The 21590-nt window shown below is 61.2% G+C and carries 20 protein-coding genes; 14 read left to right on the top strand and 6 right to left on the bottom strand.

The genetic code is table 11. The features are described 5' to 3' along the window. Nucleotides 1–125 precede the first annotated feature (125 nt). The 3 genes from hrpB to Q7W83_RS24560 all read left to right on the top strand — a co-directional run bounded on the left by hrpB (nucleotide 126) and on the right by Q7W83_RS24560 (nucleotide 3937). Nucleotides 126–2645 carry an ATP-dependent helicase HrpB gene (gene hrpB, locus Q7W83_RS24570; protein WP_150638383.1) on the top strand — a complete coding sequence of 840 codons (2520 nt, stop codon included), beginning with the start codon at nucleotides 126–128 and terminating at the stop codon, nucleotides 2643–2645. A gap of 170 nt (nucleotides 2646–2815) precedes the next feature. Beyond that, nucleotides 2816–3394 carry an NAD(P)H-dependent oxidoreductase gene (locus tag Q7W83_RS24565; protein ID WP_150630399.1) on the top strand — a complete coding sequence of 193 codons (579 nt, stop codon included), beginning with the start codon at nucleotides 2816–2818 and terminating at the stop codon, nucleotides 3392–3394. Between the two features lie 159 nt (nucleotides 3395–3553). After that, a complete protein-coding gene (locus Q7W83_RS24560; protein WP_150638379.1) occupies nucleotides 3554–3937 on the top strand; it encodes a MerR family transcriptional regulator in 384 nt (127 codons plus the stop codon). Nucleotides 3938–4018: 81 nt separating this feature from the next. Here the strand turns inward: Q7W83_RS24560 and Q7W83_RS24555 are convergent, their stop codons facing one another. Then, complete coding sequence (locus Q7W83_RS24555) at nucleotides 4019–4948, bottom strand: LysR substrate-binding domain-containing protein (protein WP_150654513.1); 930 nt, start codon at nucleotides 4946–4948, stop codon at nucleotides 4019–4021. Nucleotides 4949–5174: 226 nt separating this feature from the next. On the opposite strand from Q7W83_RS24555, the gene Q7W83_RS24550 reads away from it, so the two are divergent. The 5 genes from Q7W83_RS24550 (at nucleotide 5175) to Q7W83_RS24530 (ending at nucleotide 11094) form a co-directional block, all read left to right on the top strand. Beyond that, entirely contained in the window at nucleotides 5175–6668 is a 1494-nt protein-coding gene (locus Q7W83_RS24550; RefSeq protein WP_473657702.1) for an aldehyde dehydrogenase, read from the top strand. A 31-nt stretch (nucleotides 6669–6699) separates the two neighbouring features. Continuing rightward, on the top strand, nucleotides 6700–8070 hold the full coding sequence (locus Q7W83_RS24545) for an aspartate aminotransferase family protein (protein WP_150630401.1): 1371 nt from the start codon (nucleotides 6700–6702) through the stop codon (nucleotides 8068–8070). Between the two features lie 400 nt (nucleotides 8071–8470). Continuing rightward, nucleotides 8471–9457, top strand: a complete 987-nt coding sequence (locus Q7W83_RS24540) for an ABC transporter substrate-binding protein (RefSeq protein ID WP_150630402.1) — start codon at nucleotides 8471–8473, stop codon at nucleotides 9455–9457. A gap of 9 nt (nucleotides 9458–9466) precedes the next feature. Continuing rightward, on the top strand, nucleotides 9467–10270 hold the full coding sequence (locus Q7W83_RS24535; protein ID WP_150630403.1) for an ABC transporter permease: 804 nt from the start codon (nucleotides 9467–9469) through the stop codon (nucleotides 10268–10270). Further along, nucleotides 10258–11094, top strand: coding sequence for an ABC transporter ATP-binding protein (locus Q7W83_RS24530; protein WP_473657439.1), 837 nt, complete (start codon nucleotides 10258–10260; stop codon nucleotides 11092–11094). The genes Q7W83_RS24535 and Q7W83_RS24530 overlap by 13 nt, the downstream gene beginning before the upstream one ends. A 136-nt stretch (nucleotides 11095–11230) precedes the next feature. On the opposite strand, the gene Q7W83_RS24525 is transcribed toward Q7W83_RS24530, so the two are convergent. Both Q7W83_RS24525 and Q7W83_RS24520 read right to left on the bottom strand, forming a co-directional pair. Next, the gene (locus tag Q7W83_RS24525; RefSeq protein ID WP_150630405.1) at nucleotides 11231–12310 is read right to left on the bottom strand and encodes an endonuclease/exonuclease/phosphatase family protein; all 1080 of its coding nucleotides are present in this window, start codon (nucleotides 12308–12310) and stop codon (nucleotides 11231–11233) included. Nucleotides 12311–12376: 66 nt separating this feature from the next. Next, nucleotides 12377–13051 carry a YciC family protein gene (locus Q7W83_RS24520; RefSeq protein ID WP_473657700.1) on the bottom strand — a complete coding sequence of 225 codons (675 nt, stop codon included), beginning with the start codon at nucleotides 13049–13051 and terminating at the stop codon, nucleotides 12377–12379. A 178-nt stretch (nucleotides 13052–13229) separates the two neighbouring features. Between Q7W83_RS24520 and Q7W83_RS24515 the strand changes: the two genes are divergently transcribed. The 3 genes from Q7W83_RS24515 (at nucleotide 13230) to Q7W83_RS24505 (ending at nucleotide 15219) form a co-directional block, all read left to right on the top strand. Next, nucleotides 13230–13985 (top strand): DUF2076 domain-containing protein, encoded by a 756-nt coding sequence (locus tag Q7W83_RS24515; protein WP_150630406.1) that lies wholly within the window; start codon nucleotides 13230–13232, stop codon nucleotides 13983–13985. A 120-nt stretch (nucleotides 13986–14105) separates the two neighbouring features. Next, nucleotides 14106–14585, top strand: coding sequence for a LabA-like NYN domain-containing protein (locus Q7W83_RS24510; protein ID WP_064675757.1), 480 nt, complete (start codon nucleotides 14106–14108; stop codon nucleotides 14583–14585). 22 nt (nucleotides 14586–14607) lie between these two features. Continuing rightward, a complete protein-coding gene (locus tag Q7W83_RS24505; RefSeq protein ID WP_017340916.1) occupies nucleotides 14608–15219 on the top strand; it encodes a 3'-5' exonuclease in 612 nt (203 codons plus the stop codon). Between the two features lie 127 nt (nucleotides 15220–15346). Here the strand turns inward: Q7W83_RS24505 and Q7W83_RS24500 are convergent, their stop codons facing one another. Beyond that, nucleotides 15347–15799: an Lrp/AsnC family transcriptional regulator gene (locus Q7W83_RS24500; RefSeq protein WP_150630408.1), complete on the bottom strand. Its 453-nt coding sequence runs from the start codon at nucleotides 15797–15799 to the stop codon at nucleotides 15347–15349. 165 nt (nucleotides 15800–15964) lie between these two features. Between Q7W83_RS24500 and yedA the strand changes: the two genes are divergently transcribed. After that, nucleotides 15965–16891 (top strand): drug/metabolite exporter YedA, encoded by a 927-nt coding sequence (gene yedA / locus Q7W83_RS24495; RefSeq protein ID WP_150630409.1) that lies wholly within the window; start codon nucleotides 15965–15967, stop codon nucleotides 16889–16891. Between the two features lie 64 nt (nucleotides 16892–16955). Further along, nucleotides 16956–18290, top strand: coding sequence for a DEAD/DEAH box helicase (locus Q7W83_RS24490; RefSeq protein WP_150630410.1), 1335 nt, complete (start codon nucleotides 16956–16958; stop codon nucleotides 18288–18290). Nucleotides 18291–18413: 123 nt separating this feature from the next. On the opposite strand, the gene Q7W83_RS24485 is transcribed toward Q7W83_RS24490, so the two are convergent. Then, nucleotides 18414–19655: a TIGR03862 family flavoprotein gene (locus tag Q7W83_RS24485; RefSeq protein WP_473657433.1), complete on the bottom strand. Its 1242-nt coding sequence runs from the start codon at nucleotides 19653–19655 to the stop codon at nucleotides 18414–18416. A gap of 282 nt (nucleotides 19656–19937) precedes the next feature. Beyond that, nucleotides 19938–20858 (bottom strand): histone deacetylase family protein, encoded by a 921-nt coding sequence (locus Q7W83_RS24480; protein WP_473657430.1) that lies wholly within the window; start codon nucleotides 20856–20858, stop codon nucleotides 19938–19940. Nucleotides 20859–20946: 88 nt separating this feature from the next. On the opposite strand from Q7W83_RS24480, the gene Q7W83_RS24475 reads away from it, so the two are divergent. Next, a complete protein-coding gene (locus tag Q7W83_RS24475) occupies nucleotides 20947–21516 on the top strand; it encodes a GNAT family N-acetyltransferase (RefSeq protein WP_150630414.1) in 570 nt (189 codons plus the stop codon). Nucleotides 21517–21590 lie beyond the last annotated feature (74 nt).

Genomic DNA, 21590 nt, shown 5'->3' with positions numbered 1-21590 from the left:
GCGCCATGCTGCGTTGCGGGACTTGGTAAGGAAACGACCCTTACCTGCGTCCCGCGCCTTGCCTGGTACGTCCACAGCTTCAACTCGACTCGCAATTTACTGTGGGCACGCCCTGGGGAGCCAGCATGATTTCTTTGCCGATTGATGAAGTTTTACCCGCCCTGCGTGAAGCCTTGGCTACACGCCACGAAGCCGTGCTCGAAGCACCGCCCGGCGCCGGTAAAACCACCCGGGTGCCCTTGGCCTTGCTCAACGAGCCGTGGCTGGCGGGGCAGACCATTCTGATGCTCGAACCGCGTCGGTTGGCGGCGCGTGCGGCAGCGGAGCGTCTGGCCAGCGAGCTGGGCGAAAAGGTCGGTGAAACCGTCGGCTATCGCATTCGGCTGGACAGCAAAGTGGGCCCCAACACCCGTATTGAAGTGGTCACCGAAGGCATTCTCACCCGTCGCTTGCAGGACGACCCCGCGCTGGAAGGCGTGGGTCTGCTGATCTTCGACGAATTCCATGAGCGCAGTCTCGACGCCGATCTGGCGCTGGCCCTGAGCCTGAATGGCCGGGAGCTGTTCCGCGACGATCAGCCGCTGAAAATCCTGTTGATGTCGGCAACGCTGGAAGGCGAACGCCTGGCCGGGTTGCTCGATGACGCCCCGATCCTGCGCAGCGAAGGCCGCATGTACCCGGTAGCGATGCGCTGGGGCCGGCCGTTCCAGCCCGGTGAATTCATCGAGCCGCGCCTGGTGCAGACCATCCTTGAAGCCTTGAACGATGAAACCGGCAGCCTCCTGGTATTCCTGCCGGGGCAAGCGGAAATCCGCCGGGTGCATCAACAACTGGCCGATGCGCTGGGCGATAACACGCCGGTGTTGCTCTGCCCGTTGCACGGTGAACTGGACCTCGCCGCGCAACGCGCCGCGATTGATCCGGCACCGGCAGGCTTTCGCAAAGTGGTGCTGGCGACCAACATCGCCGAGACCAGCCTGACCATCGACGGCGTGCGCGTGGTGATTGATGCCGGGCTGGCGCGGGTGCCGCGTTTCGATCCGGGCAGCGGCATGACCCGTCTCGACACGCAACGCATCTCCCGCGCCAGCGCCACTCAGCGCGCCGGTCGGGCAGGGCGGCTGGAGCCGGGCGTGTGTTATCGCTTGTGGTCGCAGGATCAACACGAGCAACTGGCGGCGTATGCCAGTGCGGAAATTTTATCGGCGGACCTTGCGGGGCTGGCGTTGCAACTCGGTCGCTGGGGCGTGACGCCGGGGCAGTTGGTGTGGCTCGACGTGCCGCCAGCCGCCGCGTATGCACAGGCTCAGGACTTGCTTGATCGACTGGGGGCACTGGACGGCGAAGCGCTGACCCGCCACGGTCAGGCCATGGCCGAACTGCCGGCGCATCCGCGCATCGCCCATTTGCTGCTGCGCGGTCAGGCGCTTGGCTTGGCAGAGATGGCGTGCGATGTCGCGGCATTGCTCGGCGAGCGGGATATCTTGCGGGGTGCCGGCGCCGATCTGCACAGTCGATTGGTGCTGCTGTCCGGTGAAGAACGTGCCGCGCGCGGTGCTCAGGGCGGCGTGCAACGGGCTCGGCAACTGGCGCGTCAGTATCGCGGTTACCTGCGCGGCAAACCGTCGGAGCCGGTCAGCGACCCGGATCATCCCCGCTGGCTCGGCGCACTGTTGGCGCTGGCCTATCCCGACCGTGTGGCGCAGCAACGTCGAGCGGGCGGCGCGGAGTATCGCCTGGCCAACGGTCGTGCGGCGTTGTTCGCCGAGGCTGACAGTTTGATGAAGCAGTCGTGGCTGGTGATCGCCGATCTGGGCAGTCGTCAGGGCCAGCGTGAGGAACGGATTTATCTGGCGGCGGATTTTGATCCGGCGTTATTCGATTCAGTGTTGGCCGAGCAAGTGCGGGTGGTCGATCAGCTGGATTGGGATGAGCGCGAAGGCGTGTTGCGCGCCGAGCGTCAGCGCAAGGTCGGGGAGTTGATCCTCAGCCGTGAACCCTTGACCGGGCTCGATGAAACCGCGCGCAGTCAGGCGCTGGTGAATCTGGTGCGGCGCAAGGGGCTGGAGCTGTTGCCGTGGACCCCGGAGTTGCGTCAGTGGCAGGCGCGGGTGGCGTTGTTGCGGCAGTTGGATCTGGGTAGCAAGCGTGAGAGCGAGTGGCCGGATGTCAGCGACGCTGCATTGCTCAAAAGCCTCGAACATTGGCTGATGCCGTATTTGGGCAAAGTCTCGCGGCTCAGTCACTTCGCCAATCTGGACCTCTCGAGTATCGTCCATAACCTGCTGCCGTGGCCGTTGCCGCAGCGGCTGGAGGAGCTGGCGCCGCATCATTTGAGCGTGCCGTCAGGGTCCTCGATTCGGCTGGATTACAGTGAGCAGCCGCCGATTCTGGCGGTGCGGTTGCAGGAACTGTTCGGCTTGGCCGAAACGCCGCGCATCGCCGGTGGGCGGCAGGTGGTGAAATTGCATCTGCTGTCCCCGGCACGGCGGCCGGTGCAGGTGACGCAGGATCTGGCGAACTTCTGGCGCAGCACGTATGCCGAGGTGAAGAAGGATTTGAAGGGGCGGTATCCGAAGCATTACTGGCCGGATGATCCGCTGGTGGCTGAGGCCACGGCGCGGATCAAACCGCGCAAGGTTTAGCGGCCGTGCTCCGCAACGCCGTGCGCTATATCAGTACCCAATCCAGGGCGGCCTGATCTTTGGTCCGCTCGTATAAAGGTCAGATTATTCGTAATCCCGGTTGAATCACCCATTGACTCTCCCGTTACGGGCACACCCTACCCTGAGAGCTTCACTTTCAGGATGTCGTCATGATGAGCAAGCGAGTACTGGTAATTCTGGGGCACCCGTCAACCGACAGTTTTTGTGGTGCGTTGACTGAGGCGTATGTCGAGGCGGCCAAAAGTGCCGGGCATGATGTGCGTCTGTTACGACTGGATGCGTTGAGCTTCGATCCGGTGCTGCACGATGGCTATAAACAGATTCAGCCACTGGAGCCCGACCTGCTCAAGGCCCAGGCCGATATCACCTGGGCTGAGCACCTGGCCTTTGTCTATCCGATCTGGTGGGGCGGCATTCCGGCCTTGATGAAAGGTTTTTTCGACCGGACGTTTTTGCCCGGCTTTGCCTTCAAATACCGCGAAGGCAAAGCCTTTCCCGACAAGCTCTTGAAAGGACGGACCGCTCACCTGCTGGTCACGATGGACACTCCACCGTGGTATTACAAATGGGTCTATCGGATGCCTGGCCTGCACCAGATGCGCAAGACCACGCTGGCGTTCTGTGGCATCAAGCCATTGAAGACCCTGACGTTTGGCCCGTTGCTCGGTTCCAGGTCCAATCAGCGGGATGCCTGGCTCAAGCAAGCCCGGGAAATCGCCAGCCACTGATACGCCCGTTGTGCAGCATCGCCTGCAACGGGCGATGCCCGCTTCATGCCTGCCAGTCCCCCGCCATTTGATGCCCTCGGGTTCCCGCGTTCGCATGCCTATGTAAAGATGCCGCCGCGCAAGCGAGCGCCCCTTTCCTGGCATAAAAAGGACTTTTTCATGTATATCGGCAAAGCGGCCCGGTTGTCGGGTACGACGATCAAAAGCATCCGCCACTATGAAGACATTGGCTTGCTGCCGCCGCCCCAGCGGGAAGGCAAATATCGGGTCTACAACCAGCAGAGCGTTGAACTGCTTACGTTCATCAAATGTGCCCAGCAACTGGGCTTCAAGCTTAAGGAAATGCAGGCGATCCTCCAGGATCACCGGGGCCAGGAGCTGCCCTGGGACTTGGCGAGCAAGGCAATTGCCGACAAGAAAGTGGAGTTGATGGCCCGGATCGAAGGGTTGCAGCAGGTTTACGCCGGGCTCGAGGCGTTTGAAACCAACCTGAAGGACGCCCAATACCAGTGCCAGTTTGAACGCCTTGGCAAAACCGCTTGAGCGACCTTGCGGGGGTGTTAACGAAGCACGACTGACTGGGAACAAGCGCCGCCTTCAAGTCCATCGTGAGCAAGCGCGCTCCTACAAGAGCAGGTGTGAACCTTGAGATTTAGCGGTCAGTTGCTCTCGACAATAATCGGCAAACAACTGCGCCGGTTTGGTCAGTTGCCCGCGTTTGAGCCACGCCGCCACCAGTCCTGAGCCGGTGACGTCTTCGATGATGTCCACGCACACCACTTTCTGACCGTCGTAGGTGCATTCCGAGTGCGGGCGGGTGACCAGGATCGAGAAGCCGAACCCTTGCCCAACCATGCCCCGAACCATCTCGATCGACGGTGAGCTGAAGGCGATGTTCGGCGAAAGGCCCAGTTCTTCAAAGAGGCTGACGAAGTAGGTCCGGCTCGGTTGCACGTCCAGCAGAATCATCGGCTCCAGGCACAGGTCGCGCAGTGAAACCTGTTTGAGCTGGGCAAACCGGTGATCCGCCGGCAGCAGTGCATAAGGCCGCTGCGCCGGCATCAGCGGTTCGGTTTCGATGGTGGCGTCGAGGTCGTGTTCATAGAGGATCGCCAGGTCGAAGGTGCCTGAGGTCAGGCCTTGCACCAACTCTTGCTGCTCGCCATCGCGGATGCGGATTTTCACGCCGGGGTACAGCGCCGAGAACCCGGCAATCAATTGCGGCAGGTACAGCGGCGCGACGGTTTCGAAGCAGCCGATGTCGATTTGCCCGGCTACCACGTCATTGTCGGCCAGAGCGTTCTGCTCGAACTCCTTGGCCATGCGCAACAGTTCCTGGGCCTTGCGGTAGAAGCGTGCACCACTGGGGGTCAGGGACACGCCTTGCGCGTGATGACGGATCAGCAGTTGCACGCCGAAGCTGTCTTCCAGGCCTTTGATCGCCGTGGAGATCGCCGGCTGAGCGATGTACAGCTTGCGCGACGCCTCGGCGACGCTGCCGCATTCGACGGTGGTGATGAAGTACTTCAATTGACGCAGGTTGTAGGCAGCCACGGCAAACCTCGGGGTGGATGGACTCGACATCCAGGCAATTTTTACGCCGACTGCATCCGTTCTGACGACGGTGTTGTTGTGCCTGAACAATAACCACATACCGCGCAACCGTGGAGATGGGCTGCCCAGTTTTTTCATGGTCTGCGAAGACATTTTTACTATTTTTCCTCGACACGGGTCTGGGCCACCATCCAATTCACAAGAAAAGCCCATGGAGCATCTGAACGTGTTCGAGCTTACCTACTGGCAAAACCAAGCCGCTGCGCTGACGTTTCCCGACCAGGCCCTGATCGACGGCAAACTGCGTTCGGCGCAGTCGGGCCAGACCTTCGCCGCGATCAACCCGGCCACCGGCCAGTGCCTGGCCAACGTGACCGCGTGCGGCGCTGAGGACGTCGACGTCGCGGTCAACAATGCGCGGCAGGTGTTTGAGGCCGGCACCTGGTCGGCGCGTTCGCCGGCCGAGCGCAAGCTCGTGCTGCTGCGTCTGGCCGATCTGATCATGACTCACCGCGAAGAATTGGCACTGCTCGATTCGCTGAACATGGGCAAACCGGTGATGGACGCCTACAACATCGACGTGCCGGGCGCCGCCGGGGTATTTCGCTGGTACGCCGAAAGCCTCGACAAGCTCTACGACCAGATCGCCCCGAGCGCACAGAACGTGTTGGCAACCATCACCCGCGAAGCACTGGGCGTGGTTGCCGCCGTGGTGCCATGGAATTTCCCGCTGGACATGGCCGCGTGGAAGCTCGCGCCAGCCTTGGCCGCAGGCAATTCGGTGATCCTCAAACCCGCCGAGCAATCGCCTTTTTCTGCCCTGCGTCTGGCCGAGCTGGCGCTGGAGGCCGGTGTTCCCGCCGGCGTGCTGAACGTGCTGCCCGGCCTCGGCGAACAAACCGGCAAAGCCCTCGGTTTGCACCCGGACGTCGATTGCCTGGTGTTCACCGGCTCCACCGAAGTCGGCAAATATTTCATGCAGTATTCCGCGCAATCGAACCTGAAACAGGTATGGCTGGAGTGCGGTGGCAAGAGCGCCAACCTGGTATTCGCCGATTGTCAGGACCTGGATCTGGCCGCCGAGAAAGCCGCGTTCGGCATCTTCTTCAATCAGGGCGAAGTGTGCTCGGCCAACTCGCGGTTGCTGGTGCAGCGTTCGATCCATGACGAGTTCGTCGAGCGCCTCAAGATGCAGGCCGAACGGTGGTTGCCGGGCGATCCGCTGGACCCGTCGAGCAGCGCCGGGGCGATTGTCGACAGCCGCCAGACCGCACGAATCATGAAGTTCATCGAGCAAGCCGAACGCCAGGGCGCGAGCAAGGTGTGTGGCGGTCGGCAGTCGATTTTCAACGGATCCGACAACTTCATTCAGCCGACGATTTTTACCGGCGTGAGCCCGGACATGCCGCTGTTTCGCGACGAAGTGTTTGGCCCGGTGCTGGCGGTCACCGCGTTCGATGACGAGGCACACGCCTTGCAACTGGCCAACGACAGCGTCTACGGGCTGGCTGCGTCGCTGTGGACCGACGACCTCAATCGCGCCCACCGCGTGGCGCGGCAATTGCGTGCGGGCACGGTGTCGGTGAACAGCGTCGATGCGCTCGACGTGACCGTGCCATTCGGTGGCGGCAAGCAGTCCGGTTTCGGCCGCGACCTGTCGCTGCACTCATTCGATAAATACACCCAGTTGAAGACCACCTGGTTTCAGCTGCGCGCATAACAGCCGCTCACAACAAAACGGAGAACTGGCGATGACCACACCACGTGAAACCCGCGACTACCAGGCCGCCGACGCTGCGCACCACATTCACGCATTCGTCGATCAGAAAGCGCTCAACGATGAAGGGCCACGGGTGATGGTCCGTGGAGAGCGCCTGCACCTGTGGGACAACGATGGTCGGCGTTACCTCGACGGCATGTCCGGGCTGTGGTGCACCAACCTCGGTTACGGTCGCAAGGATCTGGCGGCTGCGGCGACCCGACAGCTTGAACAGTTGCCGTACTACAACATGTTTTTCCACACCACCCACCCGCAAGTGATCGAGCTGTCGGAGCTGTTGTTCAGCCTGTTGCCGGGGCACTACAGCCACGCGATCTACACCAACTCCGGCTCGGAAGCCAACGAGGTGCTGATTCGCACCGTGCGGCGTTACTGGACGATCCTCGGCAAGCCCGAGAAGAAAATCATGATCGGTCGCTGGAACGGTTACCACGGTTCCACGCTGGCGGCGACGGCGCTCGGTGGCATGAAGTTCATGCACGAAATGGGCGGCATGCTGCCGGACATCGAGCACATCGACGAGCCGTACTTCTTCGCCCACGAAGGCAACCTGACCCCGGCTGAATTCGGCCTGCGGGCGGCGCAGCAACTGGAAGCAAAGATTCTTGAATTGGGCGCGGACAAGGTCGCCGGGTTTATCGCCGAACCGTTCCAGGGCGCGGGCGGGATGATCTTTCCACCGGAAAGCTACTGGCCGGAAATTCAGCGGATCTGCCGCAAGTACGACGTGTTGCTGTGCGCTGACGAAGTGATCGGCGGCTTCGGTCGCACTGGCGAATGGTTTGCCCACGAGCACTTCGGTTTCGAGCCGGACACGCTGTCGATCGCCAAGGGTCTGACCTCCGGCTACATCCCCATGGGCGGGCTGATTCTGTCGAAGAAAATGGCCCAGGTATTGGTGGAGCAGGGCGGGGTGTTTGCCCACGGCCTGACGTACTCCGGGCACCCGGTGGCGGCAGCGGTGGCCATCGCCAACCTCAAGGCATTGCGCGATGAAGGCGTGGTGACGCGGGTCAAGGATGACATCGGCCCGTACCTGCAACAGTGCTTGCGCGAGGTGTTCGGCAACCATCCGTTGGTGGGGGATATCCAGGGTGTCGGGATGGTGGCGGCGTTGCAGTTGGCCGAGGATAAAACCAGCCGCAAGCGCTTTGCCAACGAGAACGACATCGCCTGGCGCTGCCGCACGATTGGCTTTGAGGAAGGGGTGATCATTCGTTCGACGCTGGGGCGGATGATCATGGCGCCGGCGTTGATTGCCAGTCGTGAAGAGGTTGATGAGCTGGTTGGCAAAACCCTGAAAGCGGTGGATCGTACGGCTCAGGAATACGGCCGGCTCTGATCTGGCCGGAAGGTCCTTCGGACCTTATCGCGAGCAGGCTCGCTCCCACATTGGGACTGTGTCAACCTCGGTAGAGAGGACGACATGGAACCCCTGTGGGAGCGAGCCTGCTCGCGATAGCTTTCTCTCCCGCAACCTATCTCTAAGCTTTTGCACCCGTCCCGTGCGCCCCCGCAAACAGCGCTCATTTTCAGTGCGCGCTACCCAGTTTTTTCATCACTCCCAACGACATATTTCCTGATTTTCCTTCTCTCGGCCTTGGGCCAACATCGACCTCGCCAGTCAGCCGAACGCTGCCCACAAAAAGGTCCATCAGAGACCGCCCGTGGCAGCTCTTCTCCAAACGCTGCTGGCCGTACTGCCCATGACAAAACTAAATCAACAGCTTTGGGAGTGCTCCATGATCAAGTCCTTGCTTACCCGCGTCGCTCATCCACTGGCGATCACCGCCATCGCCGCCACGGTTGCCACCAGCGCCCAGGCCGGCACTCTCTCTATCGGCCACACCACGTGGGTCGGTTACGGCACGCTCTACCTCGCCCAGGACCTGGGCTACTTCAAGGAGAACGGTTTGACCGTCGAATTGCCCGTCGTCGAAGAAGCCTCGATGTACATGGCCGCGCAAGCGTCGGGTGAATTGTCCGGCTCGGCGTCGACCATCGATGAGGTGCTCAAGTACCGTCCGCAATTCTGCTTCAAAGCGGTCGCTGCACTGGACGACAGCCATGGTGGCGACGGTGTTCTGGTAGGCAAGGACGTCAAGAGTCTGCAGGAGCTGAAGGGCAAAGCCGTGGCGGTGAACGAAGGTTCCACCTCGCAGTTCTGGCTGTCGTACTTGCTGAAAAAACACGGCATGAGCATGAGCGACATCACCGTGCAGAACATGACGGCTGATGACGCCGCCACCGCGTTCATCGCCGGGCGTGTACCCGCCGCTGTGACTTGGGAACCGCATCTGTCGATGGTGCGCAGCAAGCAACAGGGCAAAGTGCTGATCGACAGCAGCAGCACGCCGGGGGTGATCGTCGATGTGGTCGCGCTTAACTGCACCGTCATCGAGAAGCAACCGGAAGACGTCAAGGCGTTGGTCGCCGGTCTGTACAAAGCGGTGCAGTACACCAAGGACCATCCGAAGGAAGCCTACAAAATCATGGCCAAGGGCGTGGGTGGTTACCTCGCCGATCCGAAGGAACTGGAAGCGGCCGCGCAAGGCGTGCGTTTCTACGATCAGGCCATGAGCGAAAAACTCCTGGGCTCGCCGGGCAAGCCGGGCGACAGCGAACCGCTGATCAAACTGGCCAATGAAACCGCCAGTGAATTGCAGGGCAAACCCTACAACGTCAGCAATGACGACCTGATCGACAACCGCTTCGTCACCCCGCTCTAGGAGGTTCGCATGTTCAAGCGCAATTCATGGCTGAGCCGCTGCATCACGCCCAAGACCGGCCTGCCGGTTTCAGTGATCTGGAGCGCAAGCGGCTTGGCCTGGGTGTTATTGGTTGGCCTGTGGGCCGGGTTGTCGTATGGCGGCGTGGTGCCGGGCATGTTCCTGCCGACACCGGGCGCGGTGGTCGAAGCCGCCGTGCGCCTGAGCCGAGACGGCACCCTCGGCCTGCATGTGTGGGCCAGTCTTGAAGTGGTGATCGTCGGTTTCGTCGTCTCGTCGCTGGTGGCGGTGCCGCTGGGGTTGCTGATGGGCAGCTTTCGCATCGTTCAGGCGTTCCTCGAACCGATGGTGAATTTCATTCGCTACCTGCCGGTAACCTCGTTCGTGCCGCTGTTCATTTTGTGGATCGGCATCGGTCTGGAACAGCGCGTTTCGGTGATCATCTTCGGCGTGTTTTTCCAGCAACTGGTGATGATCGCGGACGTGTCCAAAGGCATCTCCAAGGACCTGATCAATGCGTCTTATACCTTGGGCTCGAACCGCCGCGATGCGGTGCTGCACGTGATCGCTCCGGCCTCTTTGCCCGGTGTGCTCGACACCTTGCGCGTGACCATGGGCTGGGCCTGGACTTACCTGGTGGTCGCCGAGCTGGTCGCCGCTTCCAGTGGCCTGGGTTACTTGAGCCTCAAGGCCATGCGTGGCTTTCAGGTGGATGTGATTTTCCTCGCCATCGCGATCATCGGCCTGTTGGGCCTGGTCACTGATCAACTGTTCCGTTTCCTTCGTCTGAGGATTGCCGCATGGGCTCAGTAACTGCCGTCAACCCGCGTTTCGTCACCCCGATGGCTGCCCCGGTGCACGCCGCGCCACGCCTGCAAGTGGACAAGGTCAGCCTGCGTTATCAGAAGCCCGATGGCGGTGTGTTCACTGCACTGGATCAGGTTTCGTTCGAAGTCCCGGATCAACAATTCGCGGTGCTGGTCGGGCCGTCGGGCTGCGGCAAGTCGAGTTTGCTGTACCTCACGGCCGGCCTGAATGAGCCCACGGAAGGCGAGATCTACGTCGGCGGTCAGCAAGTGCAGGGCCCCGGCGCGGATCGCGGCATGGTGTTCCAGAGCTACACGCTATTCCCGTGGCTGACCGTGCGCCAGAACGTCGAGTTCGGCCTCAAGCGTCGCGGCATGGCGGCGGCGCAGCGCAAGGAGATCGTCGATCACTACGTCAATGAAGTCGGCCTGACGGGTTTCGCCGACAACTACGCCAAGCAGCTGTCCGGCGGCATGATGCAGCGGGTGGCGATTGCCCGGGCGTTGGCCAACGATCCGCAGATCCTGCTGATGGACGAACCCTTCGGCGCCCTCGACAGCCAGACGCGCCTGCAAATGCAGCAGCTGCTGTTACGGGTCTGGGGCAACAGCAAGAAGACCGTGCTGTTTGTGACCCACGACATCGACGAGGCGATTTTGCTGGGCGACCGGGTTTACGTGATGGGCGCCAGGCCTGGGCGGATCAAGCAGATTCTGGACGTGCCGATTGAGCGTCCACGGACCCTGGACATGGTCATGGAGCGCTCGTTTATCGAGATGAAGCGCGATATTTTCGGCTTGCTGCACGACGACCTGGAGGAGGTGCATTGAGCCGAATGTGGGCCGTGCACAGACCCTGTGGGAGCGGGCTTGCCCGCGATGAGGCCATCACATGCAACATCGTTGTTGACTGACAGTCCGCAATCGCGGGCAAGCCCGCTCCCACAGGTTTTTGTGTACGGCTGAGCTACGGTGCGGCCGGCAACAGAAACCGCGCAATCACCGGCAAGTGATCGGAGATCCGCAAGGTATCGTCCTGCCGCACCGTCGCCTCGACCCGTTTGATCCGCGGGCTGTAAAACAGGTAGTCAACAGTCCGGTCCGGGCCGTTCAGCCCCGGGTCATTCGGGTAATGCGTCAGCCACTGCGCCCGATCGATGCCGCTCGCTTCATTGTTGGTCGGGATCATCGGGTACTTGTCCCACAACAGGTGTAACGCGCTGTCGGCGGAGTAGGGCGTGCGTTGTTCAGTGGGCAAGCGTCGATATTGCCCCAGCGGCAACAGGTTGAAGTCGCCGCCGATCAGCCACGCCGTGCCACGGCTTTCGTATTTGTCGAGGACTTTGGCCACCGCCGTCACCTGGGTCTGTAGCGTTTCATCAGGTTGGGTCGCGCGGTCCAGATGGGTGTTGAGCACTGCTATCTGACCGCCGTCACTCAAGGGCAGGTAAGTGACGAGCAACGCATTTTTCGGTTGGAACTGGCGGCTGATGAGGTTGGCCGGCGCGACCGGCAATTGCAGGCGTTCGGCGTGATCGATCTGGTAGCGGCTGAGGGTTGCCAGTTGTCGGCCGACACTGCCGAAGAGGTGCGGTTGCGGTACGAAGTCGGCTTTCCAGTCGAAGGCATGAGCGCTGCACGGATAGAGGTCGGCGAGGCGTTCCTGGAGCAGCTTGAACTGGTTCTGGTAATCGCTGGCCTTGGCGCCGTCATCGAGTTCTTGCAACAACACGATGTCCGGTTGTTCGTCGCGAATGACCCGCGCCACCTCATCGAGGCTGAAGGCCATGTCTTCAGGCGTCGGTTTTTCATCGCTGCCGGCGGCCAGGTCATTCCAGAACACATAGCGCTTACCCGCCAGGTACTGAACGTTCCAGGTCATCACTTTCAACGCCTGGCCGGGCACCAGTGTCGGTGCTTGAGCATTGCAGCTGACGGGCAGAACTTCCTTGGCTTCAGGGCGCCAGGTCAGGCTGTAGATCAGCAGGGCAATCAGGCCGATCGCAATCAACAAGCCCAGCAGGGTGTAGCGCAGTAGACGGGTCATGGCTCGGCTTATAGCGTTACAAAAGATGACCCCGAGCATAACCGAGAGCGGGGCCGAAGCCCACGCTTAGAGCGGTCGGTCGATTTTCTCGGGAACGTCGCTGATCAGCATGAACAAACGGAACACCACCACGCTGGTGAACAGTTGCAGGAAGCTGTGGGCGCTGTCGATCAGCAGGGAGATCACCGGGTTCTGCGGTTCCGGGTAAACGTTGAGGGTCACGCCTTTGAGCAGCCACAACGGGGCCATCACACACAGAATGCACACCAGAATGCGCAGGAAATGACCGCGGGTCAGGCGCAGGCTTTCTTTCATTGCCGCCAGTGGCGCCAGGCCGCGCAGCACCAGCAGGTATTCGCCGAACGCCAGGGTCACCATCAGCCAGATGCCCGGCAGGAAATACAGCGACAGACCGAGCAGGATTAGCAAGGTATTGAGCGCGGTCAGCAGGGCGAAGCGCGGCCACAGCCAGGCGGACCTTGTCAGCAGGTCACGGTTACGCGGTGATTCGCCTCGGCTGCGCGCGTCGAGAAACAGAATCAGCGCGCCGGTGTACAGCGGATACACCAGCAGGCCGACGATCACGCTGATGCCGGGGAAACTGTCCGGTTCGGTGGAGTGGTCGACCACTTGTTGCAGCAGCGTCTCGAGGATCACCAGCGGCAGGCACAGCTGCACGATCTGGCTCAGATTGCGCTTGAAGAAATACAAAGAGTCACGCAGTACATCGAACGGATTCATCAGTCGGTATCGCAGGTTGAAAGCAGTGGCCCACTTTAACCGATGCAGCGCTTCGGGGCGCAAACGTAAACGTTCGGTAAAGGTCATTGAAACAACTTGTTTCAGCCTCCATTAAGGTCGAGCGCCGTATCCTCCCTGGAGAAGGTCAACGATTTCCCCGGCAATCTACGAGGTCGCCATGAACAGCGAAGAACAAACCCTGATCGATGGACTGTTTTCCCGGCTGCAACAGGCCGAAACGGACTCAGCCCCGCGTGACGCCCAGGCCGAGGCGCGGATCAAGGAGCATCTGACTCGCCAACCTGCGGCGGGCTACTTCATGACCCAGGCGATTCTGGTGCAGGAGGCCGCGATCAAGAGCCTCGACGCGCAGAACAAGCAACTCACCCAGCAAGTCCAGCAATTGCAGGCCGAGCTGCAATCGGCCAAGGCGCAGACGGTGGCTCCGGCGCCAAGCGGCGGTGGCTTCTTGTCGAGTATTTTCGGCGGCAGCTCCCGTGAGGCGCCTGCTCAGAGTGCGCCGCCCTCCAACGGTGGCTGGCGCGAACCGGGGCGGCCCTCATTCAACGCGCAGCCGCCGCAGCAGGGTTTCGCTGCACCGCCACCGCAGCAGAACTACGCGCCGCAACAGCAGGCGCCTGCGGCCGGCAGCAGTTTCCTCGGTGGCGCGCTGAAAACCGCCGCCGGTGTGGCGGGTGGCGTGATGCTGGCGCAGGGCATCAGCAGCCTGTTCCACAGCAATCAGCAGCCTCAGGAGGTCGTCGAAGTCATCAAGGAAGAGCCGGCTCAGGTCAACGATCAGAGCAATGACAGCGGTTGGGCCGATGATCAGCGTGTGGCGGACAACGCCAGTGATCAGGGCGGCTTTACCGACGCCGACTACAACGATGACAGCTCATCGTTCTTCGGCGGCGACGACGATTCCTTCGTCTGACACGCCATTCGTCCGGAGCGCTGCGGCGCTCCGGACCGATTATTCGCGGAACAATCCTTCAGGCTGGCATACTGGGCAACTTTTCGGGCCCGGTGCCTGATCCAGCCTTGAGGAAAACCGGTGAAAAAAATTGCAGTGTTCGCCGACGTTCAAAACCTCTATTACACCGTGCGTCAGGCCTATGGTTGCCACTTCAACTACGCCGCGTTGTGGGCTGACATCAGCAAACAGGGCGAGATCGTCGAGGCCTATGCCTACGCGATCGATCGTGGTGACAGCAAGCAGCAGCAGTTTCAGCAGATCCTGCGCAACCTCGGTTTCACCGTGAAGCTCAAACCCTACATCCAGCGCAGCGACGGCTCGGCCAAGGGCGACTGGGACGTGGGCATCACCCTCGACATCATGGACGCGGCGGACCACGTCGATGAAGTGGTGCTGGCCTCCGGCGACGGCGATTTCGACATGCTGCTGGAGCGCATCATCGCCAAGCACGGCGTGCAAGCCGTGGCTTACGGCGTGCCAGGCCTGACGGCCAACTCGCTGATCCGCGCCGCCAGCCGCTACGTGCCGATCGAAGGCGCGTTGCTGCTCAAGAATTGATTTTTACGGAGTTGAAACAGGTTTGGAACGCATAGCAGTCATCGACTTTGAGACCACCGGGATCTCCCCGAGCAGCAGCTGCCGGGCCACGGAAATCGCCGTGGTGATCCTTGAACAGGGGCGCATCGTCGAGCGTTACCAGAGCCTCATGAACGCCGGCGTGCGCGTCCCGGCCTTCATCGAACAACTCACCGGCATCAGCAACGCGATGCTGCGCACCGCGCCATCAGCCGAGCAGGTGATGAACGAGGTCAACGAATTCGTCGGCATTACGCCGTTGCTGGCCCACAACGCCGCGTTCGACCAGAAGTTCTGGGACTTTGAACTGGGGCGGATCAAACGCACGCGGTTGCAGAACTTTGCCTGCTCGCTGTTACTCGCCCGCCGCCTCATGCCCGCTGCGCCGAATCACAAACTCGGGACGCTCACCACCTTCGCCAGCCTGCCCAACACTGGCAAGGCTCACCGGGCCATGGCTGACGCCGAGATGGCCGCCAACCTGACGGCGCATCTGGCGCAGGAACTGCGGCAGAAGCATGGGTTGCGCGAGTTGTCCCATGATCTGCTGGTCAGCCTGCAGAAAGTGCCGGCGGCGAAGATCAATGAGCACCTCAAGCGCCACCGCGGGTTCTGACAGAAACACCGGTGAACCCCTGTGGGAGCGAGCCTGCTCGCGATAGCGATTGATCATTCAACATCTATGTTGCCTGACACTCCGTCATCGCGAGCAGGCTCGCTCCCACATTTGATCTCCTGCAACTTTAGACCGGTTTCCCTTCCAACTGCCCCAACGGCACGCGCTTTTCGATGGCGCTCGACAACACAATCGACGTCTTGCTGAACCCGAATTTGGCAATCCGGTTGATCAGCTCCTCCAGCTCCGGCATCGAGCCCACCGCCGCTTGCATGATCACGCACGGGTCGCCCGTCACCCGGTGGCATTCGGTCAGTTGCGGGATTTTGATCAGGTCGTCATAGGCCTTCTGGTTGCCGTGCTGGTTCAGGCGCAGTTCGATGACGCACTGGATCGGCAAGCCAAGCTTGGCCATGTCGACTTTCGCCTGGTAACCGGTGATCACCCCGCTGGCTTCGAGTTTGGCCACGCGCTCGGCCACGGCCGGGGCGGACAGGTTGACCTTGCGCGCGAGGTCGGCGTAGGACGCACGACCGTTTTCCAGCAGGGCGCTGAGGAGCATGCGGTCGTATTTATCCATCGTCGTATTCCTGAAAAATGACTGACTTTCGAAAGCACGGTTTATAGCGCTGATCTCCGTGATTTGAAAAGTGTACCGGCGCTATAAACAGGTTTTGTAACTTATTTTCTATGGTTCACCTTTCTAGAATAGCTGTTCATTTGTCCTTGCCTGTGAGCTGCCCCCATGCCTGGCCTGCGCCGTTTTCCCTTACCGTTGATCGCTGCCTTTTTCGCCTTGTACGTGATTTGGGGCTCGACTTACCTGGTGATTCGTATTGGCGTGGAGTATTGGCCGCCCTTGCTGCTCGCCGGTATTCGCTTTGTCATCGCGGGTACCTTGATGTACGCCTTCCTGCGCTGGCGCGGTGCTCCGGCCCCGACCTGGGCGCAGTGGAAAGCGGCGGGGATCATCGGGATTTTGCTGTTGGCGTGCGGTAACGGCGGGGTCAGTGTGGCGGAGCACATGGGCGTCGCGTCCGGCGTCGCCGCGCTGGCGGTGGCGACGGTGCCGCTGTTTACCTTGCTCTGCGGCTATTTCTGGGGCGCGCGTAATACCCGTCTCGAATGGGCCGGGATTGTGCTCGGGTTGATCGGCATCGCCATGCTCAACCTCGGTTCCAACCTGCAGTCGAGCCCGCTGGGTGCCCTGTTGTTGATCTTCGCGGCAGCTTCCTGGGCGTTTGGTTCGGTGTGGAGCAAGCACTTGCCGCTGCCCCAGGGCGCGATGGCCAGTGCCGTGGAAATGCTGGTGGGTGGCGTGGCGCTGCTGATCGGCAGTGCCGTGAGCGGTGAGCATCTGGAAGCCATGCCGCCGATTGAGGGTTGGGCGGCACTGGCCTACCTGACCTTCTTCGGTTCGATCATCGCCTTCAACGCTTACATGTACCTGTTGAAAAACGTGCGTCCGGCGGCGGCCACCAGTTACGCCTACGTCAACCCGGCGGTGGCGGTGTTGCTGGGGATCGTGTTTGTCGGCGAGACCATCGGTATCGAAGAAGCGCTGGCCATGTTGGTGATCATCAGTGCCGTGGTGTTGATCGGTTTGCCGCAGTGGCGCCGGGCGCCGGTGCGACCGGCTGCCGTGGTGCAGACAGAATCGAGCGTGAATTAGGGTAAACTGCGCGCCATTGCACACTTGTTTGCACACCCGCGCTGAATTTTCCTACGGTAATCCCATGACTTTCGCCTCCCTTGGCCTGATCGAACCCTTGCTGCGCTCTCTCGAGACGCTCGGCTACCAGACCCCGACGCCGGTTCAGGCGCAAGCCATTCCGGCGGTGCTGGCCGGTCGCGACCTGATGGCCGCCGCCCAGACTGGCACCGGCAAGACCGCCGGTTTCGCTGTGCCGCTGCTGCAATTGCTGGCCATGGAAGGGCCGAAAGTCACTGCCAACTCTGTACGTGCATTGATTCTGGTGCCGACCCGCGAATTGGCCGAACAGGTTCACGAAGCCGTGCGTCAGTACGCCGAGAACCTGCCGTTGAGCACTTACGCGGTGTACGGCGGCGTCAGCATCAACCCGCAAATGATGAAGCTGCGCAAAGGCGTCGACCTGTTGGTGGCGACGCCGGGCCGCTTGCTCGACCTGTTCCGTCAGAACGCGCTGAAGTTCAACCAGCTGCAAACCCTGGTGCTGGACGAAGCGGACCGCATGCTCGACCTGGGCTTTTCCGAGGAGCTGGGGAACATTTACCGGGTGCTGCCGAAGAAACGTCAGACACTGCTGTTCTCCGCGACCTTCTCCGATGCGATTCGCCTGCTGGCCGGGCAAATGCTCAACGATCCGCTGAGCATCGAAGTCAGCCCGCGCAACGTTGCGGCCAACACCGTTAAACAGTGGGTGGTGACGGTGGACAAGAAGCGCAAGCCGGAGCTGTTCATCCATTTGCTGCGCAAGGGCAAGTGGAAGCAGGTGCTGGTGTTCGCCAAGACCCGCAACGGCGTGGACGCGCTGGTGGAAAAACTCCAGGGCCTGGGCATCAATGCCGACGGCATCCATGGTGACAAACCTCAAGCGACCCGTCAGCGTGCGCTGGACCGGTTCAAGGCCAGTGAAGTGCAGATCCTGGTGGCCACCGACGTCGCCGCCCGTGGTCTGGACATCGAAGATCTGCCGTTGGTGGTCAATTTCGACCTGCCGATCGTGGCAGAGGACTACATCCACCGGATCGGTCGTACCGGCCGTGCGGGTGCCACCGGGCAGGCTATTTCGCTGGTGTGTGCCGATGAAGTGAATTTGCTGTCAGCCATTGAGACGTTGACGCGTCAGACGTTGCCTCGGCAGATGGAGCATGACTTTGAACCTGAGCACCGTGTGCCGGATACCGATGCCAGCGGTCAGGTGGTGAAGAAACCGAAAAAGCCGAAGAAGCCAAAGACCTCCGGTGGCGGTAAACGCAATTTGGGTAAATGGGTCGAGAGCGGGGATGCTTCGGCGCCGGAGCCTTCGATCAAGCCTGTGCGTAAGGTGCCGGTATTCAATACCGGGCCGCGTAAGCGTAAGCCTTGATTCTCGGCGGCGCCTGCTAAGTCCTCATCGCGAGCAAGCTCGCTCCCACAGGTAACCGAGTTCTTTCATGGGAATACGGTCACCTGTGGGAGCGGGCTTGCCCGCGATGGGCGCGCCTCGGTCTCAATCCTGGCGCTTGAGCCACTCCACCATCCCCAACCCCGCTGCTCGCCCACTGGCGAAACACGCGGTCAGCAAATAGCCCCCCGTCGGCGCTTCCCAATCCAGCATTTCCCCCGCGCAAAACACGCCAGGCAGTTGCTTGAGCATCAAACGTTCGTCCATCGACTCGAACATCACGCCACCGGCGCTGCTGATGGCTTCGTCCAGTGGACGGGTTTTCACCAGCGTCAGTGGCAGCGCTTTGATCGCTTTGGCCAGCAACGCCGGATCGGCGAAGCATTCAGCCGCCGTTAGCTCGCGCAGCAACGCTGCTTTCACGCCATCAATCCCCAGCTGACTGTGCAGATGTTTGGACATTGAACGAGAACCGCGCGGTTTGCTCAGCGCCGCCTGAACTTTATCCACAGGTCGGCCCGGTAACAGGTCGAGGTGAATGGTCGCCGAGCCGTGTTGATTGATGGCTTCGCGGATTGGAGCCGACAGGGCGTAGATCAAGCTGCCTTCAATCCCGGTGGCCGTGATCACACATTCTCCCAGCCTTGGAACATCGTCATTGAGCCCGATGGCGATGTTTTTCAGCGGCGCACCGGCGAATTTGCTGACCATCAATTCGCTCCAGGCCTGCACTTCGAAGCCGCAATTACTTGGTTGCAGCGGCATCAGTCCTACGCCACGTTGCTCCAGTGGCAACATCCATGCGCCGTCGGAGCCGAGCCGCGACCAACTGCCGCCGCCGAGGGCCAGCAGGGTCGCGTCGGGCCGAATGGTTTTTTCGCCGTCGGGACTTCCGATGAGCAATCCACCGTTGTCATCCCAGCCCAGCCAGCGGTGGCGGGTGTGGATAACTACACCGGCATCCCGCAAGCGTTTGAGCCAGGCGCGTAACAGAGGCGCGGCTTTCATGTCGGTCGGAAACACCCGGCCGGAGCTGCCGACGAAGGTTTCGATGCCCAGATCATGAATCCACTGGCACAGCGCCTCGGCGCCAAAGGCGCGCAGCAGCGGTGCAATCTGCGGTGCACGCTCGGCGTAGCGTGCGAGAAAGGCCGGATAGGCTTCGGAATGGGTGATGTTCATGCCGCCGACCCCCGCCAGGAGGAATTTTCGCCCCACTGAAGGCATGCCGTCGTACAGATCGACCTTGATTCCAGCCTGGCTCAACACTTCGGCGGCCATCAGGCCGGCGGGGCCACCGCCGATGATGGCGACTTGAGGGGGGAGGGCTGCGGAGGTTTGGGTCATGGAATGCGCTGCGGTTTGGCGGAATAAGCCGGGCATTCTACCAGCACGGTTAACTGTAGGAGCGAGCCTGCTCGCGATGGCGGTGGGTCAGTCAAAATCGATGTTGGATGTGAGGGCCTCATCGCGAGCAGGCTCGCTCCCACATTGGTTCCGGGGTGTTCATAAAATAGTGATCAAAAAACAACCAGCGCTTTGCAGGCTATATGCAACATGGCCTGCAGGCCCTTTCACTCAGGTTATCCACAGGCAGTTCCACAGGCATTGTGGGTAAAGACTCATACCTCAATGACAACCTGATGACGTCCAGACCCGCTGCGCACTGTGATGCAGGATGCCGTGACGTCGCGCCAACGCCTTGCGGTCCTTGCTGTAACCGCCGCCAATGACCCCGACCACCGGGATATCCCGCCCCAGGCAATGGCGCATGACGCTTTCATCCCGAGCGGCCACGCCTTCGTCTGTCAGCTTCAGATAACCGAGCGCGTCATCCTTATGCACATCGACACCGGCGTCGTACAACACCAGGTCCGGTTGATAGAGCGGCAGCAGATAATTCAGCGCATCGTCCACCACCTTCAGGTAATCGGCATCGCCCATCCCTTTGGGCAGCGGGATGTCCCAGTCACTTTCTGCCTTGCGTGCGGGAAAGTTCTTCTCGCAGTGCAGGGAAACGGTCACCGCGTCCGGGGTGTTGTGCAGGATGCGTGCAGTCCCGTCGCCTTGATGCACGTCGCAATCGAAGATCAGCACCCGATTCACACGACCGCTTTCCAGCAGGTAATGGCTGATCACCGCCAGGTCATTGAAGATGCAGAACCCCGCCGGATAGTCGTAATGCGCGTGATGCGTGCCCCCAGCCAGGTGACAGGCCAGTCCATGTTCCAGCGCCTGTTCCGCCGCCAGCAACGACCCGCCGACTGCCCGCACCGTGCGCCGGGCCAGTGCTTCGCTCCACGGCAGGCCGAGGCGCCGCTGGTCTTCGCGAGATAACTCGCCGCTCATGTAGCGCTCGATATAAGCAGCGTCATGGGCGAGGGCGAGAATCTCCGGTGGGCAGAGCTGCGGGCGCAGCAGGTCGGCGTCCCGGGTCAGGCCGCTGTCCACCAGGTGATCTCGCAGCAGGCGAAACTTGTCCATGGGGAAGCGGTGGTCCGCAGGGAACTCGGGGCTGTAGTCTTCGTGGTAAATCAGCGGCAGCGGCATGGCAGGCTTTTATTGAGTACGGCGTGTAGGAATGAGTGAACGATCCTACCAGCGATGTAGACTTGCAGCATGGAAACGGAGGGGCACGATGGAGCCGATACTGGAACTCGAGAGCGCACGACTGTTGTTGCGACAGTGGCGTGACGAGGATTTGCCGGAGTTTGCGGCGATGTGCGCCGACCCACAGGTGATGCGCTACTTTCCGGCGCCCTTGAGTCGACTGGAAAGCGCCTCGCTGATCGGACGGATTCGTGGGCATTTCGCCGAGCATGGTTTCGGCCTCTGGGCGCTGGAGCGCAAGGACACCGGCGCATTTATCGGTTTTACCGGGCTCGGTGTGGTCGGTTTCGACGCGCCCTTCACCCCGGCCATCGAGATTGGCTGGCGCCTGGCGCGCGAGCACTGGGGCCTGGGTTATGCCAGTGAAGCGGCATGGACCGCTCTGCGCTGCGGGTTTGACCGCTTGGCGCTGAAAGAGGTCGTGTCCTTCACCACCCAAACCAATACGCCTTCTGAAAAAGTCATGCAGGCGATTGGCATGCACCATGATTCAGCCGATGACTTTGAGCACCCCAAGCTCGCGGCCGATCATCCCCTGCGTCACCATGTGTTGTACCGCATCACCCGCGAACAATGGCTGCAAACCTTGCATGGATAAGCCGGCCCGGACGTTTACAATGGCGCCAATGATGGCCCCGGCCAGAACCTGAATCGACCGCCGCAGCCAAGACT

The sequence above is a fragment of the Pseudomonas sp. 300 genome (genome assembly GCF_055803035.1).
The sequence above is the reverse complement of the archived record's forward strand: the minus strand, read 5'-3'. Positions and strand labels throughout refer to the sequence as shown.

Excerpts from the sequence above, each read along its gene's own strand:
- yedA (WP_150630409.1), top strand. The coding sequence starts at position 15,965 with ATGCCTGGCCTGCGCCGTTTTCCCTTACCGTTGATCGCTGCCTTTTTC.
- Q7W83_RS24565 (WP_150630399.1), top strand. The coding sequence starts at position 2,816 with ATGATGAGCAAGCGAGTACTGGTAATTCTGGGGCACCCGTCAACCGAC.
- Q7W83_RS24515 (WP_150630406.1), top strand. The coding sequence starts at position 13,230 with ATGAACAGCGAAGAACAAACCCTGATCGATGGACTGTTTTCCCGGCTG.
- Q7W83_RS24520 (WP_473657700.1), bottom strand. The coding sequence starts at position 13,051 with ATGAATCCGTTCGATGTACTGCGTGACTCTTTGTATTTCTTCAAGCGC.
- hrpB (WP_150638383.1), top strand. The coding sequence starts at position 126 with ATGATTTCTTTGCCGATTGATGAAGTTTTACCCGCCCTGCGTGAAGCC.
- Q7W83_RS24490 (WP_150630410.1), top strand. The coding sequence starts at position 16,956 with ATGACTTTCGCCTCCCTTGGCCTGATCGAACCCTTGCTGCGCTCTCTC.
- Q7W83_RS24540 (WP_150630402.1), top strand. The coding sequence starts at position 8,471 with ATGATCAAGTCCTTGCTTACCCGCGTCGCTCATCCACTGGCGATCACC.
- Q7W83_RS24485 (WP_473657433.1), bottom strand. The coding sequence starts at position 19,655 with ATGACCCAAACCTCCGCAGCCCTCCCCCCTCAAGTCGCCATCATCGGC.
- Q7W83_RS24560 (WP_150638379.1), top strand. The coding sequence starts at position 3,554 with ATGTATATCGGCAAAGCGGCCCGGTTGTCGGGTACGACGATCAAAAGC.
- Q7W83_RS24500 (WP_150630408.1), bottom strand. The coding sequence starts at position 15,799 with ATGGATAAATACGACCGCATGCTCCTCAGCGCCCTGCTGGAAAACGGT.
- Q7W83_RS24525 (WP_150630405.1), bottom strand. The coding sequence starts at position 12,310 with ATGACCCGTCTACTGCGCTACACCCTGCTGGGCTTGTTGATTGCGATC.
- Q7W83_RS24530 (WP_473657439.1), top strand. The coding sequence starts at position 10,258 with ATGGGCTCAGTAACTGCCGTCAACCCGCGTTTCGTCACCCCGATGGCT.
- Q7W83_RS24535 (WP_150630403.1), top strand. The coding sequence starts at position 9,467 with ATGTTCAAGCGCAATTCATGGCTGAGCCGCTGCATCACGCCCAAGACC.
- Q7W83_RS24545 (WP_150630401.1), top strand. The coding sequence starts at position 6,700 with ATGACCACACCACGTGAAACCCGCGACTACCAGGCCGCCGACGCTGCG.
- Q7W83_RS24480 (WP_473657430.1), bottom strand. The coding sequence starts at position 20,858 with ATGCCGCTGCCGCTGATTTACCACGAAGACTACAGCCCCGAGTTCCCT.
- Q7W83_RS24475 (WP_150630414.1), top strand. The coding sequence starts at position 20,947 with ATGGAGCCGATACTGGAACTCGAGAGCGCACGACTGTTGTTGCGACAG.